This is a genomic window from Streptomyces sp. NPDC007205 (assembly GCF_040634095.1).
GTDB lineage: Bacteria > Actinomycetota > Actinomycetes > Streptomycetales > Streptomycetaceae > Streptomyces.
In genome coordinates this window covers 232,686-248,842 of sequence record NZ_JBEYEW010000011.1, presented here as the reverse complement: position 1 = coordinate 248,842, position 16,157 = coordinate 232,686, and the positions used below count along the sequence as shown (strand labels likewise).

Genomic DNA, 16,157 nt, shown 5'->3' with positions numbered 1-16,157 from the left:
TGGCGGGGCGACTGTACTGGTAGAACGTCGAGGCCCACCGGCCGGGCAGCGGCCCACGGGGGCGCACTGCCCCTGCCGCAGCCGCTGCCGACTCCGGCGGTGGCGCACCGACCGGCGGGGGCGCGTCTGCCGGGGGCCGGTGAGCCGACGGGGGCGGCGCCTCCGCCAGGGCCCGTGCCATCGCCTGCGGCGGCTCGTCCGGGGGCGGTGTCTTCGCTTGTGGTGGCTCGTCCGGGAGCGGACGGGAATGTGGCGGCTGGTCACCTGACGGCGGCAGGGCGGTCGGCGGAGGTGTGTCGTCCGGCGGCAGGGCGGTCGGCGGCAGGTGCCGTGCCGTCCCCGGCGGGGCTGCCCACCGGGCCCACCGCACCGGGCACCTCGGCTGCACGCGCTCCCCAGGTGCTTCCCGAGCCCCGTACCGGGGCTCTCGGCGGTGCCGTTGACTCGGGTGGATGGGAAACGACATGAGAGCAGAACGCCCCTGGCGCAAGGCGGTTGTCATCGGCGGCAGCTACGCGGGACTGGTGACCGCCCGCGTGCTGTCCGACTTCTTCAGCGAGGTCGTCCTCGTGGAACGGGACGCCGTCGACGAGGACACCGGCGTCCACCCGGGTGCTCCGCAGGGCTACCACGCGCACGCGATGCTGGCCAAGGGCGGGGAGATCCTGGAGCGGCTGTTCCCGGGACTGCGAGAGGAGCTGAGAGAAGCGGGAGCGCCGGTCTTCGACTACGGAGAGGGCATCGACTTCCTGCTGCCCGTCGGACGCGCGCCCCGGCACCGTACGGGAGTCCGGATCCAGACCTTCACCCGCGACGAACTGGAACGCCGCCTGCGCCGCAAGGTGCTCGCACTGCCCCGTGTCAGGCTGCTGCCGTCCACCCGGTGCACCGGGCTGACCCGGGACTCCTCGGGCCGGATCGCCGGCGTGACGTGCCGCCCGCAGAGCCCGGAACCCGCCGAGTCCTACGAGCTGCCCGCCGACCTGGTCGTCGACGCCTCCGGACGATCCAGCTCGCTGACCGACTGGCTGGGCACCCTGGGCGTCACCGTGCCGCCCAAACGGACCGTGAAGGCGAAGGTCACCTACACGTCGATGAACTTCGACCGGCCGCACCGGAGCCACCCCGGCCACCCGGACTTCTACGGCGCCTACCAGATGCTGTTCGCTCCCAGCGTGCCCCGGGCCGGAGTCCTGCTGGCCGTGGAGCGCGACCGTTGGACCTGTTCCCTGTTCGGCTTCCAGGACCAGCCGCCGACCGACGACGAAGGCTACCTGGCCTTCGCCGAGACCCTGAAGAACCCGCACCTGGCCGAACAGATCGGCCGGCGTACGGCCCAGGAGCCCACCCACCGCCACACCAACACCGACAACCAGTGGCGGCCCTTCCACGCCGTCAAGGACTGGCCGGAGCGCCTCATCGCCGTCGGCGACGCCGTCTGCGTCTTCAACCCCGTCTACGGCCAGGGTCTGACGGTGGCCGCGATGGAGGCGGAGCTGCTGCACGACATGCTGAAGCGCCGCCGCGCCTCCGGGCAGCTGGACGGCCTCGCCGGCGGTTTCCAGAAGAAGCTGGGCCGTCTGCTGCTGGGCCCGTGGACGCTGTCCACCAACTCGGACCTGATGTGGAACCCGGCCGGCCGGCCCCTCGCCGCGCGCTTCGCCCACTGGTACAACACGCGCCTGTTCCACGTGGCGGTGAAGGACGTGGCCGTCTGGACCAGGTTCGTCCGCGTGGTGAACATGGTGGCCTCACCGGCCCTGCTGTTCCATCCCTTGGTGGCCCTGAAGGTCCTTACGGTCACGCGCCGGCGTGTGTGAGGAACGCCGACCAGGCCGTGGGGCCAGGCGTCAGGCCCCCGCCGCACTGGGCCAGCTCTGCGCATTGGGCCACCCCGTGGCCGGGGCCGGAGTCAGACCGGTCGGCGGCGCCGTCATCCCTCGCACCTGAGCCGCCGTGAGCCCGCCCCGAGCCGGCACCCCGGGCGGCGTCGGCGCGACAGCGGCCGCAGGCGCCGGAACCGGTGCAGGCACCGGCGTCGGCTGAGGCGCCGCAGGCACGGGCATCGGCTGTGGCGCCGCAGGCACAGGCATGGGCATGGGTACCGGCTGCGGCACCGGCGCCACAGGTTGCTGGGCCGAAGCTGCCATCGGCTGAGGCGCCGCGGGCAACGGCTGAGGCGCCGCAGGCATCCCGCGTCCGTTGGTCTCGCTCATCAGCCGGTCCACCGCCGCCGTACCCGAGCTGTAGCTGGTCCCGGTGCCCAGCTCGGGTACGGCGGCTCCCCTCCTGGACCCGTAGAGCACCTGCTCCAGGCCGGACACCAGGCGACGCACGTCGACCTGGGGGCGCACCACGAGTCTCAGGAAGCGGCTGGACGAACCGATCTTGTTGCCGCACTCCCGGACCAGGATCCGGTGCTCGGTGAGCATCCGGTCCCGGACCTGCGTGCCCTCGGCGCCGACGGGAAGGCGCACGAAGAGGAAGTTCCCCTGGGACGGGTACACCGTCAGTCCCGGCAACGCCGACAGATGGCTGGCCATCTCCAGCCGGTCCCGGCGGACCTGCTGCAGGCTCTGCGCGTACTCGGCGCCATGCTCCTTCAGCATGAACACCACCTGCTCGGCGAAGGAGTTGAGGTTCCACTTCGGGAGCGCCCCCCGCACCTTCCCGGCGAGTGCCGGGTTGGCGACCAGGTAGCCGAAGCGCACGCCGTGCAGGCCGAAGTTCTTGCCGAGGCTGCGCAGCACGATCACGTTGGGGCGGAGCATGGCCTCCTGGACGACGCTGGGCTCGGCCTCCGCGTCGGCGAACTCCAGGAAGGACTCGTCGATCACGATCAGGTCCAGGTCCGCCATCGCGTCCATGAACTGCACCACCGACTGCTTGCGCACATAGCCGCCGTCGGGGTTGTTGGGATTGCAGATCACCGCCACCCGCGTCTTGCGGGCCCGGATGAACTCGGCGTACTGCGCCAGGTCCAGCGCGAACCCGCTCGCCTCCTGGAGCGGGAACATGTCGACCCGCTTGCCGGTCTCCATCGGCTGGTCGGTCCAGCGGCCGAAGGTGGGCACCGGGACGGCGAGGGACTCGCGCACCAGCAGGTGGTCGATCCAGGTGATCAGTTCCGTGGAGCCGTTGCCCATCGCCACGCACTGCGGTGGCAGCCGGAGCAGCGAGCACAGCTCGCCGGTGACGGTGTCGGCGCCGCTCGGATAGTACGTGATGATCTCGCGCAGCCGGGCCGCCAGTTCGTCGTACATGGCCGGCGTCGGGAAGTACGGGTTGCACGGGACGCAGAAGTCCACCGGGCCGGTCCCGTCACCCTCGCGCGTCAGCGCCGCCATCGAGGGGCTGTGGGCGGCACCGCCGCTGAACAACGAGGTGACGTTGCCGGCCAAAGGAGCCCTCCGTTCAGGGTGGCCCGTGCGGGGGAGCACGGGCCACCCATGGATACGGAAGGGACGCCAGTGGCGTTCAACTCACCTGCTGTGTGGCGTGGTTCACGCGCCGAACCGGTGGATCGTCGTCGTCCGGTACGTCTGGCCGGGGCGCAGGACGGTCGACGGGAACTCCGGCTCGTTCGGCGAGTCCGGGAAGTGCTGGGTCTCCAGGGCCAGTCCGTCGCCCTGCCGGTAGGTGTGGCCGGACTGGCCGACGAGCGTGCCGTCGAGGAAGTTGCCCGAGTAGAACTGCACGCCGGGCTGGTCCGTGAAGATCTTCAGGGTGCGGCCGGATCCCGGGTCGCGCAGGGTGACGACGTGCTCGGTGTACGCGGTCACCCCCTTGTCGAGCACGAAGTTGTGGTCGTAGCCCTTGGCGGTGACCAGCTGCGGGTGACCGGTGCGGATGTCCCGGCCGATCGGCTTGGGGTGGGTGAAGTCGAAGGGGGTGCCCTTGACCTTCGCCCGCTCCCCGGTGGGGATCAGGCCCGGGTCGGCCGGGGTGTACCGGCTTGCGGCGAGCCAGAGCTCGTGGTCGTAGATGCTGCCGCTGCCCTCGCCGGCGAGGTTGTAGTACGTGTGGTTGGTGAGGTTGACGATCGTCGGCCTGTCGGTGGTCGCCTCGTAGTCGATCCGCCAGTCGCCGTGCCGGTTCAGCGTGAAGGTGACCTTCGTCCGCAGCGTGCCGGGGAAGCCCATCTCGCCGTCGACACTCGTGTAGTACAGGTGCAGACCGGCGTCGGAGCCGGCGGTGAAGGGCTCGATGTCCCACACCTTGGTGTTGAAGCCCCGCTTGCCGCCGTGCAGGCTGTTCACGCCGTCGTTGACGGACAGCTGGTACGTCCTGCCGTCCAGGGTGAACCGGCCCTTGGCGATGCGGTTGCCGTAGCGGCCGATGGTGGCGCCGAAGTAGGTCGTCCCCTTGACGTACGCGTCGAGGTCGTCGTAGCCGAGGGAGACGTTGGCGTACCGGCCGTGCCGGTCGGGGATCTCCAGGGACTGGACGATGCCGCCGTAGGAGAGGACCTTCAGGCGGGTGCCGCCGTTCTCCAGCGACCAGCGGTGGACCTCGGTGCCGTCGGCGAGCGTGCCGAAGAACTCCTTCACCGGCTTCCGGCCTCCCGACGAAGCGGACGCGGCTTGAGCGGTGCCCGAGCCGAGGGTGGTGGCGGCCATACCGGCCGCCGCGGCTCCAGCGATGACCGTGCGTCTGTTCAGTTCCATGTGGTGCGGCTCCCTTTTCTGGGCGCTTACGAACCGGACTTGCGCTTGTTCCACACGTCGAAGCCGACCGCGGCCAGCAGGGCCAGGCCCTTGATGACCTGCTGCCAGTCGGTGCCGACACTGAGGAGGTTCATGCCGTTGTTCAGCACGCCGAGGACGAGACCGCCGATGATGGCGCCGAGGACGGTGCCGACACCGCCGCTCATGGAGGCGCCGCCGATGAACGAGGAGGCGATGGCCTCCAGTTCGAAGCCGTCGCCCGCCTTCGGTGAGGCCGCGTTCAGCCGGGCGGCGACCACCAGACCGGCCAGGGCCGCGAGCACGCCCATGTTCAGGAACACCTGGAAGGTGATGCGCTTGTCCTTCACACCGGACAGCTTGGCCGCCGGCAGGTTGCCGCCGATGGCATAGATGTGGCGGCCGAAGACCGAGTTGCGCATGACATAGCCGTAGCCGCCCACCAGGACGCCGAGGACGATCAGGATGATCGGCGCGCCGTCGTAGCTGGCGAGCAGCATCGTGAGGGCGACGATCGCGGCGACCAGGGCGACGAGCTTGAGCAGGAAGAGGTTCCTCGGCACCACGTCGAGGGAGAACTCCTGCTGGCGGCGCCGGTCGCGCACCTCCTGCCACACCACGGAGGTGATCAGGACGATGCCGAGGAGCAGGGTGAGGTTGTGGTAGTTGGTGTTCGGGCCGACCTCGGGCAGGAAGCCGTTGCCGATCTTCTGCAGGCCGTCCGGGAACGGGCCGAGGGTCTGGCCCTTGAGGAGGATCTCCGTCAGACCGCGGAAGAGCAGCATCCCGGCGAGGGTGACGATGAACGACGGTATGCCGAGATACGCGATGAGGATGCCCTGTACGGAGCCCGCGACCGCGCCCACCAGCAGGCACAGCACCAGGGCGACGGGCCACGCCACATGGTGCTGCACCGTCAGCACCGCCGCGAACGCGCCCACGAATGCCGTGATCGAGCCGACCGACAGGTCGATGTGCCCGGCGATGATCACCAGCATCATGCCGATCGCGAGGATCAGGATGTAGCTGTTCTGCAGCACCAGGTTGGAGACGTTGCGCGGCAGCAGCAGGTCGCCGTCGGTCCAGAACTGGAAGAGGACGACGATCAGACCGAGCGCGATCAGCATGCCGTACTGGCGCATGTTGCGGCGCAGGCCGTCGAGCACCAGCTGCAGCAGATCCTCGCCGGCGGTCGGTCCGCCCTTGCCCGGCGGCGCGGCGGCCGGGCTCTTGTCGGTGACGTCCGTGCTCATCGCGTTACCTCTTTGTCCTTCGTCATCTGGCGCATCAGCACTTCCTGCGTGGCCTCGGCCCGCGGCACCTCACCGGTCAGCCGTCCGGCGGCCATCGTGTAGATGCGGTCGCACATGCCGAGCAGTTCGGGCAGCTCGGAGGAGATGAAGACGACCGCCTTGCCCTGGGCGGCCAGCTGGTCGATGACCGTGTAGATCTCGTACTTGGCGCCCACGTCGATGCCGCGGGTCGGCTCGTCCAGGATCAGCACGTCCGGACCGGCGAAGATCCACTTGCTGAGGACGACCTTCTGCTGGTTGCCGCCGGACAGCTTGCCGACCGGCTCGAACACCGTCGGCGCCTTGATGTTCATGGACGTGCGGAAGCCCTCGGAGACCTGCCGCTCCGCCTGCTCGTCCACCACACCCCGCCTGGCGACCTTCCTCAGCGCGGTCAGCGAGATGTTCCGGTTGATGGTGTCGATCAGGTTGAGGCCGTAGTGCTTGCGGTCCTCGGTGACGTACGCGATGCCGTGCCCCACCGCCTCCGCGACGGACCTGGTACGGATCTCGACGCCGTCCTTGAGGACCGTGCCGCCCGCGTACCGCCCGTAGGTGCGCCCGAAGACGCTCATCGCGAGCTCGGTGCGGCCGGCGCCCATCAGGCCCGCGATGCCGACGATCTCGCCCCGGCGGACGCTGAGCGACACATCGTCCACGACCTTGCGCTGCTGGTCGATCGGGTGCAGCACGGTCCAGTCGCGGATCTCCAGCGCGGGCACCGCGCCCTCCTCCGCCTCGTGCGGGGTGCGCTCGGGGAAGCGGTGGTCGAGGTCACGGCCCACCATGCCGCTGATGATCCGGTCCTCGGTCGTCCCCTCCGCCTTCACGTCGAGCGTCTCGATGGACCGTCCGTCGCGGATGATCGTCACCGAGTCGGCGACCTTGCGGATCTCGTTGAGCTTGTGGGAGATGATGATCGAGGTGATGCCCTGCTTCTTCAGTTCCAGGATCAGGTCGAGGAGTTTGCCGCTGTCCTCGTCGTTCAGGGCCGCCGTCGGCTCGTCGAGGATGAGCAGCTTCACCTCCTTCGACAGCGCCTTGGCGATCTCCACGAGCTGCTGCTTGCCCACGCCGATGTCGGCGACGCGGGTCTCCGGATGCTCGTCGAGACCGACACGCCGCAGCAACTCGGTGGCGTGGCGCAGGGTTTCGCGCCAGTTGATGAGCCCGCGCGTGGCGTGTTCGTTGCCGAGGAAGATGTTCTCCGCGAGGGAGAGGTACGGCACCAGCGCCAGCTCCTGGTGGATGATGACGATGCCGCGCTGCTCGCTCGCCCGGATGTCCCTGAAGTGGCAGACCTCTGACTCGAAGAGGATCTCGCCCTCGTAGGTGCCGTGCGGATGGACGCCGGAGAGCACCTTCATCAAGGTCGACTTGCCGGCGCCGTTCTCCCCGCAGACGGCGTGGACCTCGCCCTGGCGGACGGTCAGCGTGACGTCCGACAGCGCTTTGACACCGGGAAAGGTCTTGACGATCGAGCGCATTTCCAGGACGGGTCCCGCCATGGTCGTGCCTTCCAATCAGTGTGGGGTCGGGCAGATGGGCGGGATCACTTGAGCTGGGACTCGGTGTAGTAGCCGCCCTTGACCAGGACGTCCTTGTAGTTGGTCTTTTCCACGCTCACCGGCTGGAGCAGGTAAGCGGGGACGACCTTGGCGCCGTTGGTGTAGGTCTTGACATCGTTGACCTGCGGCTTCCTGCCGTGCAGCACGTCGTCGACCATGGACACCGCGACCGCGGTCTCCTTGCGGCTGTCCTTGAAGACGGTCTGGGACTGCTGGCCCGCGATGATCGACTTCACCGAGGCCAGCTCGGCGTCCTGGCCGGTGATGACGGGCAGCGGGTTGCTGCCCGAGCCGTAGCCGTCCGACTTCAGCGCGGAGATGATGCCGATGGAGATGCCGTCGTAGGGCGAGAGCACCGCGTCGACCCGGCCGCTCTTGTAGGAGGAGGTGAGGATGTCCTCCATGCGCTTCTGTGCGGTGGTGCCGTCCCAGCGCAGGGTGGTGACCTGGTTGAGCTTGGTCTGCCCGGACTTGACCACCAGCTGCTTCTTGTCGATGTACGGCTGGAGCACCTTCATGGCGCCGTCGAAGAAGTACTGGGTGTTGTTGTCGTCGTTCGACCCGGCGAACAGCTCGATGTTGAACGGGCCCTTCTTGCCGCTGTCCAGTCCGAGCCTGTGCACGATGTAGGTGCCCTGGAGGGTGCCGACCTTCTCGTTGTCGAACGAGGCGTAGTAGTCGACGTTCTTGGTGCCGAGGATGAGCCGGTCGTAGGCGATGACCGGGATGTGGGCCTGGGCGGCCTCCTGGAGCACGTTGTTCAGGGACTTGTTGTTGATGGCCGCGATGATCAGGCCCTTGACGCCCTGCGTGATCAGGTTCTCGATCTGGGAGACCTGGGTGCTCGGGTCGTCCTCGCCGTAGACCAGCTTGGTCTTGTACCCCTTGGCCTGGAGGTTCTTGACCATGTCGGTGCCGTCGTTGATCCACCGCTCGGAGGATTTCGTCGGCATCGCGATGCCGATCGTGGCGCCCTTGACGTCGCCCGTCTTCTCCTTGCTGCCGCCCGAGCCGCTCTGGCCGCAGGCGGTCAGGGTGAGGGCGAGCGAGGCGGTTACGGCTATCGCGGCGAGTGCGGCTCTGCGGTTGCGCATGGTGATCATTCCTTGGTCGTCTCGGCGTTGAGAAGTCTGTGCAGGGGTCAGGCGTTACCGGGGAAGCGGTTGAGCTCTCCGGGCAGCCGGGAGCCGAGCGGCGCCATGGCGCCGTCCGCGCCGTGCCGGGCGAGCAGGTCCAGGGCGAGCCGGCCGCGCCGCACCCGCTCCCGGGCGGTGTCCAGGGTCACGTCCCGCAGATGGGTGCCCCACGGGTAGATGCCGGGTGCCTTGGACAGACCGAACTTCAGGTAGAGCGGGGCGCCGCGCCGGATCAGCTCGGCGACCTCGTACATGCGCACATAGCCGCCCAGGTCGTCGGGGGCCTCGATGTACATGTCCATCGGGGCGCCGGACACCCGCCGGATCTCGGTGAGGTGATCCAGCGTCAGATCGCTGGGCACGTTGACGGAGTCGGCGCCGAGCCGCTCGTAGACGGCGTAGGAGGCCGGGTTGACGGGGCCGATCAGCGCCGAGACCTTCAGCGTGGTGTCGGCCGGGATGACGCCGCTCTCACGCGCCCGGTGCAGGATCCACAGCACACCCTCGTCGGCGACCAGCAGGCACTTGACGCCCAGCTCCGTGGCCCGTACGGCGTCCTCGACGCATCCGGCGACGGCGTCGTGGCCCCGGGCGCGCAGTCCGGCCCCCCGCGAGTCGGACCGTACGGAGCCGCCGATGTCCCAGGTGCCGCGCGGGCCGGTGAACAGGCACAGTTCGATGTCACGCTCGTGGGTGGCGTCGACCATCTCGGTGATCTCGGCGTCGGTGAGCATCCACACGCCGCTGCCCTGGCTGATCCGGTGGATCGGCACATCGAGACGGGAGGCCTCCTTCAGGACGACCGCCAGCGCTTCGGGACCCTCGCACGAGGGGATCTCGGTGCGCCAGCGGCCGCCGCCCGGGAAGCTGTGGGCGGAGGCGTCGGCGGGGTCGAGGGCGGGCGCGGCCAGTCCGAGGGCGGCGAGCACCTGCTCGCCGGGCCTGCGGGCTGCCGGAGCGGAAGCGTCGGTCACAAGCTGTCCTTTGTGTTCGGTATTTCGGACGAGGTTCGCGGCTCGGAGCAGAAAAAAGCCGGTGGTACGCCGGTCGGGGCGCCATCAGGTCTCCCCTGACCGGCCTACGTCGCCCTGCGGGCGGACAACGGGAATGTGACGCCAGGGCCTAGGGGCGGAGCAGCACCTTGCCCACCTTCGGATCGCCGGCCCCCACCAACTCGATGGCCTGTGGGAACTCGGTCAGCGGCAGCTCGTGCGTGACCAGCGGCAGCGGGTCGAGCAGCCCGGCGCCGAACACCCGCACGGCGTGCGCCCAGGCGTCCGGCGGCGCCCCGAAGACCGTGTGCACCTCCAGCTGCCGTACGACGAGATCGGTCGGGTCGAGCCCGTCCGCGCCCGGCGCCGGGATCCCGGTCAGCACCAGCCGCCCGCCGCGCCGGAGCAGTGCGGCGGCGGTCCGTGCGGCGGACGCGGACCCGGCGGTCTCGATGACGACGTCGAAGTCGCCGGGCAGCTCCTGGTCCTTCAGCCGGAAGCCGGTGGCGCCGAACCGGCGGGACAGTGCCTCCCGGTCGTCGCCGGTGCCCACCACCAGCAGCTCGGCCGGTGAGACCGCCTTCAGGAACTGCACGGCGAACATCCCGAGGGTGCCCGTGCCGACCACCGCGACCCGCTCGCCCGGCCGGGCGCCCGCCTTGAGCGCGGCGGCCGCGATACAGGCGGCCGGCTCCAGCAGGGCGGCGGCGGTGAGGTCGGCGTGGTCCGGCAGGGCGTGCAGCAGCCGGGCCGGCAGGGTGACCGTGCCGGCCATGGCGCCCGGCCGGGTGAACCCGGTCTCCTCGTACCCGGCCGTGCACAGCGTGGTCTCGCCCGCGTGGCAGCGGTCGCACACCTGGCAGTTGCGGAAGCCCTCCCCGACGACCTTGCGGCCGACGAGGGACGCGGGGACTCCCGGCCCCACCTTCGACACCGTCCCCGACCACTCGTGCCCGGGGGTGAGCGGATACCGCACATATCCCTCGGGCCGGTTGCCCTGGTACACCTCGCGGTCACTGCCGCAGATGCCCACCGCGTGCACGGCCACCAGCGCCTCGCCGGGACCAGGATCGCGAGGAGTGTGCTCCTCGACCCGGTGGGCGCCCGGCGCCTCGACGACGACCTGGCAACCCCGGGAACTCACTTGGTGCCCTTCGGCTTGCGCTGCTCCCAGCCCTCGGCCCACAGGTCGAACCGGGCCTGTTGCTGCGGGAACTCGGCGGCGGCGTCGACGTCCAGCTCGACGCCGAGACCGGGTGCGTCGGACAGGTGGAAGTACCCGTCCACGACCTGCGGCGCGCCCTTGACCACCTTCTTGATCTCCGCGTCCGCGAAGTCGTTGAAGTGCTCAAGGATCTTGAAGTTCGGCGAGGTGAAGCCGACCTGGAGACTCGCGGCGGTGAGGACGGACCCGCCCACGTTGTGCGGCGCGACCAGCATGTAGTGCGTCTCGGCGGTCGCCGCGAGCTTGCGGGTCTCCCAGATGCCCCCGATGTGGCCGACGTCCGGCTGGATGATGTCCACGGCCTGGCTGTCGAACAGCTCACGGAACTCGATCCGGTCGTGGATCCGCTCACCGGTGGCGACCGGGATGTCCACCTTGGCCGCGACCTTCTCCAGCGCCTTCAGGTTCTCCGGCGGGACCGGCTCCTCCAGCCAGGCCGGCGCGAAGGGGGCCATCGCCTTGGCCAGCCGGACGGCGGTCGCGGGGGAGAAGCGGCCGTGCATCTCCAGCATCAGCTCGGAATCCGGGCCGATGGCGTCGCGCACGGCCTCGATGAGCGAGACCGCGTACAGGGTCTGCTCGTGGTCCAGCTCGAAGTGCCCGGTGCCGAACGGGTCGATCTTGAGCGCCTTGTATCCGCGCTCCATCACCCCCTGGGCGGCCTTGTGATACGCCTCCGGCGTCCGCTCGGTCGTGTACCACCCGTTGGCGTACGCCTTGACCTTGTCCGTCACCCTGCCGCCGAGCAGCTGCCACACCGGCACGCCCAGCGCCTTGCCCTTGATGTCCCAGCAGGCCATCTCGACGACCGCGATACCGGACATGACGATCTCACCCGCGCGGCCGTAGTCGCCGTACTTCATCCGGCGTACGAGGTCTTCGACGGCGAACGGATCCGAGCCGAGAATGTGGTTGGCCTCGGCCTCCCGCAAGTAGCCGATCAGCGCGTCGGTGTGGCCGAGCATCCGGGTCTCCCCGACTCCCGTGACCCCCTCGTCGGTGTGCACCTGGACGTAGGTCAGGTTGCGCCACGGCGTGCCGACCACATGCGTGCTGATTCCGGTGATGCGCACGGCAGTTGCCCCTCAGCTGTTCGAGATTTCGTCACACGTTCGAAATGCTGGCGTGACAGTAAGGACGGGGCGGTCGGGGTGTCAATGGGTCGAACAGGTAACGGTTTCGGCAAGGCTTTCGAGAACTATTTCGCTTTCTACGAAACCTTCACAACGGTGCCTAGGAACGGGACCCATGGGGAATCTAGTCTTCCGGCGTCATGGACTACTGCCACCCGTGCCAACGGCACCTCAACGGCGCCCTGGCCTGTCCCGGGTGCGGCGCACCGGCACGCCCCGTCGCGGAAGCGACGGTCGCGTACGCGCAGGCGGGCACGGGTGAGATGCCGGGCTACGGCGTCCCTCAGCAGTACGCGCAGCCTGAGTCCCACGAGTACCGCATCCCCCAGCAGTACGAGCCGGCCGGGCCGGAACAGGTGGTGTGGCCGCAGGGGGCCGAGCCGCAAGAGGCCTGGGTGCCCGAAGCGGAGACCGAGTCCGCGGCCGACAGCGACCCGGCCCCCGAGTCCGGACCCGGCCCCGAGCCAAACGCCGGACCCGACCCCGACCCCTACCCTGACCCGGAGCCCGGTGGCCGGGCCGCCCGGCGCAGGGGGCGCGGCACCGCCACCGTGAGCCCCGCCGACGCCGACGCCAGCCGCCGCGACCGCAAAGCCGCGGCGCACCGGCGCCGGCGCCGGCGCACCCTGCTGGTCACCGCGGGCTTCGTGCTGGCCGCGGGCGGCCTCAGCCTCGCCGAACTCGGCACGGACGCGCCCTTCTCGCCCTTCACCAGCGGCCGGCCGGACCCGGCGTCGGACACCGCGGCCGACGGCGGCACCTCCTCCGCGTCGCCCGGCGCCACCGCCGACCCGGTCGCCGGCACCTCCGGCGCGCGGCCCGGCGCGGCCGGCTCCGCCTCCCCGGACGCCTCGGCCTCCGCGTCCGCCGCCAAGTCCCCGAAGGACAAGGACTCCACGTCGCCCGACGCCAGGAAGACCGGCACGGCGGGGCCGACCGCCGCGACGGGCTCCGGCACGACCCCCAAGGCCCCGGCGACCCGCGCCGCGTCCGGGCCGGCCCCCACTCCGTCCAGCGCCCCGACGTCGTCCGCCCCCTCCCCGACGCCCGCGCCCACCAGGACTTGCACCCGCTTCCTGTGGTGGTGCACCTGAGCCCGGGACGCACCTGAGCCCGAGTGCGCGAGCGCGCACCACCCCGCGCCATCCGCCATCCGGGGCATCGATGACACCCCCGGCCGCTCACGACGGTTGAGTCGAACAGGTACATCGCGCCGTACCGGTCTCGGGAACGCCCCGAGCGGGAACGGGCGTTGTGCTGAGAGGGAGCAGCGAGCAGCGGCTCAGTCGAGGAGAGCGATGACGCAGCAGATCACGGTCCGGGGCACGGTCGCCGAGGGTTTCGAGGCGGTGCGTGAGGAGTTCGCCGCCTTCGTCGCGGCCGAACGGGACGACTACGAAGGCCAGTTGTGCGCGTATGTGCACGGACGGCGGGTCGTCGACCTGTGGGCGGGCGCGGAGGCGGACTCGCTGTACGGCGTGTTCTCGTCCACCAAGGGCGCGGCGCACCTCGTGCTCGCCCTGCTGGTGCAGGACGGCACACTGGAGCTGGACCGCAAAGTGACCTACTACTGGCCCGAGTTCGGCGTCGAGGGCAAGGGTGCGGTGACCCTCCGGGACCTGCTGGCGCACCGGGCGGGCCTGGTCGGCATCGACGCCGGGTTCTCCGCCGAGGAGCTGGCCGACGACCGGGCGCTGGCGGAACGGCTCGCCGACCAGAAGCCTTTCTGGCGCCCGGGGACGGCCTTCGGCTACCACGCTCTGGTGATCGGCGCGCTCACCGGAGAGGTGGTCCGCCGGGCCACGGGCCGCACCCTCCAGGAGGTGTACGAGGAGCGGGTGCGCGCCCCGTACGGCATGGACTTCTTCCTGGGCCTGCCCGAGTCCGAGGAGCCCCGCTTCCGCTCGGTCCAGCCGATGCTGCCGACCCCCGCGCAGCAGGCCCTGCTGGACGCCCGGCCGACCGGCCCGCACACCCTGACCTCGATCGCCTTCAACGCGCACGCCCCGGAGGCGGGCACGCTGGCCGACTACGCCAACTCCCGTCTCGTACGGGCCAAGGGTCCGGCGTCGGCGGGCGGTGTGGCCTCCGCGCGCGGTCTCGCCAAGATGTACGCGGCGGCGATCAGCGAACTGGACGACCGGCCGCCGCTGCTCAAGCCCGACACGGTCGCCGAGGTGGGCCAGATCCACTCCGTCGGCTACGACCTGGTGGCCCGCGCCCACAGGTCGTACGGCCTCGGCTTCCAGGCGACCGCCGACGCCTGGCACCCCGTCCTGGGCGCCGGCACCTTCGGCCACAGCGGCGCAGGCGGCAGCCAGGCCTTCGCCGACCCGCGCAGTGGCCTGGCGTACGGCTACACGCGCCGCCGGATGGCGTTTCCGGGCGGTGTGGCACCGGAGAACGACGGATTCGTGCGCGTGCTGCACCGGGCGGCGCCGGCGGCGAACTGAGGGTCGCTTCCGGACCCGCACCCGAAGACGCGGCGCACCCGGCAGACGCACGACACAACAGCCGCACCCCACGTCCAGGGGTGCGGCTGCCGGTAATCGCAACGACCGCCGTCAGGCAAGCGTCACGGTGATGTTCCCCCGCGTCGCCTTCGAGTACGGGCACACCTGGTGAGCCTTCTCGACGAGCTCCCGCGCCACCTCGGCGGAGACGCCGGGAATGCTCGCCGAGATCTCCACGATGATCCCGAACCCGTCGTCGTTCTTGCCGATCCCGACCTTCGCGGTGACGGTCGACCCGGAGACATCGGCCCCCTCGGCGCGGGCGACAACGCCCAGCGCGCCCTGGAAGCAAGCGGAGTATCCCGCGGCGAACAGCTGCTCCGGGTTGGTCCCGGACCCGCTGCCGCCCATTACCTTCGGCGGGTTCACGACGACGTCGAGTCGGCCGTCATCCGTGGCGACCCGGCCGTCACGGCCGTTCTCGGCGGTGGCGACGGCGGTGTACAGGACGTCGGACTGCGTGATGGGCATGCGGTGGTCCTCCTCCTCGGTCCGCCGCGACTCGCGCCCACGATCGACGACGGATTTCGGAATGAAGTTACCGCATGCCGGAAGTTCAGTGAAGGCTAGAGCTTGACGATCATCTTCCCGATGTTGTCGCCGCGCAGGACGCCGAGGAACGCCTCCAGGGTGTTCTCGATGCCCTCGGCGACCGTCTCGCGGTACTTGAGCTGCCCGGAGGCGACCCACGGCCCGACCTTCCGCACGAACTCCGGCTGCAGGTCGTAGTGGTCGCCGACCAGGAAGCCCTCGATGCGGCCCCGGGTCTGGATGAGGCGGGCGAGGTTCTTCGGCCCCGGCGCGGGCTCGGTGTTGTTGTAGACGGAGATCATGCCGCAGACGGCGATCCGGCCGCCCTGGTTCAGCGAACCGATCGCGGCCTCCAGGTGGTCCCCGCCGACGTTGTCGAAGTACACGTCGATGCCGTCGGGCGCGGCCTCGCGCAGCTGCTCGGCGACCGGGCCGTTCTTGTAGTTGAACGCCGCGTCGAAGCCGTACTCCTCGACCAGCAGCTTGACCTTCTCGTCGGAGCCGGCCGAGCCGATGACCCGCGAGGCGCCCATGAGCTTGGCGAGCTGCCCGACCTGGCTGCCGACGGCACCGGCCGCGCCGGAGACGAAGACGACGTCGCCCTCCTTGAAGGAGGCGGTGCGCAGCAGGCCGGCGTAGGCGGTGAGACCGGTCATGCCGAGGACGCCGAGGTACGTCGAGAGGGGGGCGGCGTCGGGGTCGACCTTCACCGTGTTCTTCGCGTCCACGACGGCGTACTCGCGCCAGCCGAAGAAGTGCAGGACGTGGTCGCCGGCCTCGATGCCCTCGGCGTTGGAGGTGATCACCTCACCGACCGCACCGCCCTGCATGACCTTGCCCAGCTCGAAGGGGGCGACGTACGACTTGGCCGCCGACATCCGGCCGCGCATGTACGGGTCCACGGAGAGGAACTTGTTCCGTACCAGCACCTGACCCTCGCCCGGGGTCGGGGCGGGGGTCTCGACGAGCGCGAAGTCCTCGGGCTTCGGCCAGCCGACGGGACGGCTGAGCAGGTGCCACTCGCGGTTGATCATGACAGCGCCTTTCCTGAATACTTCAGAACCTAAAACAACCATGCGCTT

Annotated in this window: 13 protein-coding genes; 3 read left to right on the top strand and 10 right to left on the bottom strand. The window is 70.1% G+C overall.

Going from position 1 to position 16,157, the window contains the following annotated elements; translation table 11 throughout:
* Positions 1-464 precede the first annotated feature (464 nt).
* Positions 465-1,820 (top strand): FAD-dependent monooxygenase, encoded by a 1,356-nt coding sequence (locus ABZ624_RS20845; protein ID WP_360090722.1) that lies wholly within the window; start codon positions 465-467, stop codon positions 1,818-1,820.
* A 30-nt stretch (positions 1,821-1,850) separates the two neighbouring features.
* Here ABZ624_RS20845 and ABZ624_RS20840 read toward each other — a convergent pair whose 3' ends face one another.
* From ABZ624_RS20840 to ABZ624_RS20805, 8 genes are all read right to left on the bottom strand, one after another.
* Positions 1,851-3,401, bottom strand: coding sequence for a histidinol-phosphate transaminase (locus tag ABZ624_RS20840; protein WP_360090719.1), 1,551 nt, complete (start codon positions 3,399-3,401; stop codon positions 1,851-1,853).
* A 102-nt stretch (positions 3,402-3,503) separates the two neighbouring features.
* On the bottom strand, positions 3,504-4,667 hold the full coding sequence (locus ABZ624_RS20835; protein ID WP_360090716.1) for an aldose epimerase family protein: 1,164 nt from the start codon (positions 4,665-4,667) through the stop codon (positions 3,504-3,506).
* Positions 4,668-4,693: 26 nt separating this feature from the next.
* A complete protein-coding gene (gene mmsB, locus ABZ624_RS20830) occupies positions 4,694-5,938 on the bottom strand; it encodes a multiple monosaccharide ABC transporter permease (protein WP_360090713.1) in 1,245 nt (414 codons plus the stop codon).
* Positions 5,935-7,485: a multiple monosaccharide ABC transporter ATP-binding protein gene (gene mmsA / locus ABZ624_RS20825; RefSeq protein ID WP_360090710.1), complete on the bottom strand. Its 1,551-nt coding sequence runs from the start codon at positions 7,483-7,485 to the stop codon at positions 5,935-5,937. Before mmsA ends, mmsB begins: the two co-directional genes overlap by 4 nt.
* Before the next feature lie 44 nt (positions 7,486-7,529).
* Complete coding sequence (gene chvE / locus ABZ624_RS20820) at positions 7,530-8,639, bottom strand: multiple monosaccharide ABC transporter substrate-binding protein (protein WP_360090707.1); 1,110 nt, start codon at positions 8,637-8,639, stop codon at positions 7,530-7,532.
* A 47-nt stretch (positions 8,640-8,686) separates the two neighbouring features.
* The gene (locus tag ABZ624_RS20815) at positions 8,687-9,655 is read right to left on the bottom strand and encodes a hypothetical protein (RefSeq protein ID WP_360090704.1); all 969 of its coding nucleotides are present in this window, start codon (positions 9,653-9,655) and stop codon (positions 8,687-8,689) included.
* Between the two features lie 148 nt (positions 9,656-9,803).
* On the bottom strand, positions 9,804-10,817 hold the full coding sequence (locus ABZ624_RS20810) for an alcohol dehydrogenase catalytic domain-containing protein (RefSeq protein ID WP_360090701.1): 1,014 nt from the start codon (positions 10,815-10,817) through the stop codon (positions 9,804-9,806).
* Positions 10,814-11,971 (bottom strand): mandelate racemase/muconate lactonizing enzyme family protein, encoded by a 1,158-nt coding sequence (locus ABZ624_RS20805; protein WP_360090698.1) that lies wholly within the window; start codon positions 11,969-11,971, stop codon positions 10,814-10,816. Before ABZ624_RS20805 ends, ABZ624_RS20810 begins: the two co-directional genes overlap by 4 nt.
* A 200-nt stretch (positions 11,972-12,171) precedes the next feature.
* Between ABZ624_RS20805 and ABZ624_RS20800 the strand changes: the two genes are divergently transcribed.
* The gene (locus ABZ624_RS20800) at positions 12,172-13,125 is read left to right on the top strand and encodes a hypothetical protein (RefSeq protein WP_360090695.1); all 954 of its coding nucleotides are present in this window, start codon (positions 12,172-12,174) and stop codon (positions 13,123-13,125) included.
* 204 nt (positions 13,126-13,329) lie between these two features.
* The gene (locus ABZ624_RS20795) at positions 13,330-14,484 is read left to right on the top strand and encodes a serine hydrolase domain-containing protein (RefSeq protein ID WP_360090692.1); all 1,155 of its coding nucleotides are present in this window, start codon (positions 13,330-13,332) and stop codon (positions 14,482-14,484) included.
* Between the two features lie 111 nt (positions 14,485-14,595).
* On the opposite strand, the gene ABZ624_RS20790 is transcribed toward ABZ624_RS20795, so the two are convergent.
* Entirely contained in the window at positions 14,596-15,015 is a 420-nt protein-coding gene (locus ABZ624_RS20790) for an organic hydroperoxide resistance protein (RefSeq protein WP_360090689.1), read from the bottom strand.
* A 95-nt stretch (positions 15,016-15,110) separates the two neighbouring features.
* Complete coding sequence (locus ABZ624_RS20785; RefSeq protein ID WP_360090686.1) at positions 15,111-16,109, bottom strand: NADP-dependent oxidoreductase; 999 nt, start codon at positions 16,107-16,109, stop codon at positions 15,111-15,113.
* Positions 16,110-16,157: the final 48 nt, after the last annotated feature.

What these genes read in the sequence shown, in the direction of transcription:
- ABZ624_RS20790 (WP_360090689.1), bottom strand. Translation starts at nt 15,015, where the DNA reads ATGCCCATCACGCAGTCCGACGTCCTGTACACCGCCGTCGCCACCGCC.
- chvE (WP_360090707.1), bottom strand. Translation starts at nt 8,639, where the DNA reads ATGCGCAACCGCAGAGCCGCACTCGCCGCGATAGCCGTAACCGCCTCG.
- ABZ624_RS20835 (WP_360090716.1), bottom strand. Translation starts at nt 4,667, where the DNA reads ATGGAACTGAACAGACGCACGGTCATCGCTGGAGCCGCGGCGGCCGGT.
- mmsA (WP_360090710.1), bottom strand. Translation starts at nt 7,485, where the DNA reads ATGGCGGGACCCGTCCTGGAAATGCGCTCGATCGTCAAGACCTTTCCC.
- ABZ624_RS20800 (WP_360090695.1), top strand. Translation starts at nt 12,172, where the DNA reads ATGGACTACTGCCACCCGTGCCAACGGCACCTCAACGGCGCCCTGGCC.
- ABZ624_RS20785 (WP_360090686.1), bottom strand. Translation starts at nt 16,109, where the DNA reads ATGATCAACCGCGAGTGGCACCTGCTCAGCCGTCCCGTCGGCTGGCCG.
- ABZ624_RS20795 (WP_360090692.1), top strand. Translation starts at nt 13,330, where the DNA reads ATGACGCAGCAGATCACGGTCCGGGGCACGGTCGCCGAGGGTTTCGAG.
- ABZ624_RS20845 (WP_360090722.1), top strand. Translation starts at nt 465, where the DNA reads ATGAGAGCAGAACGCCCCTGGCGCAAGGCGGTTGTCATCGGCGGCAGC.
- mmsB (WP_360090713.1), bottom strand. Translation starts at nt 5,938, where the DNA reads ATGAGCACGGACGTCACCGACAAGAGCCCGGCCGCCGCGCCGCCGGGC.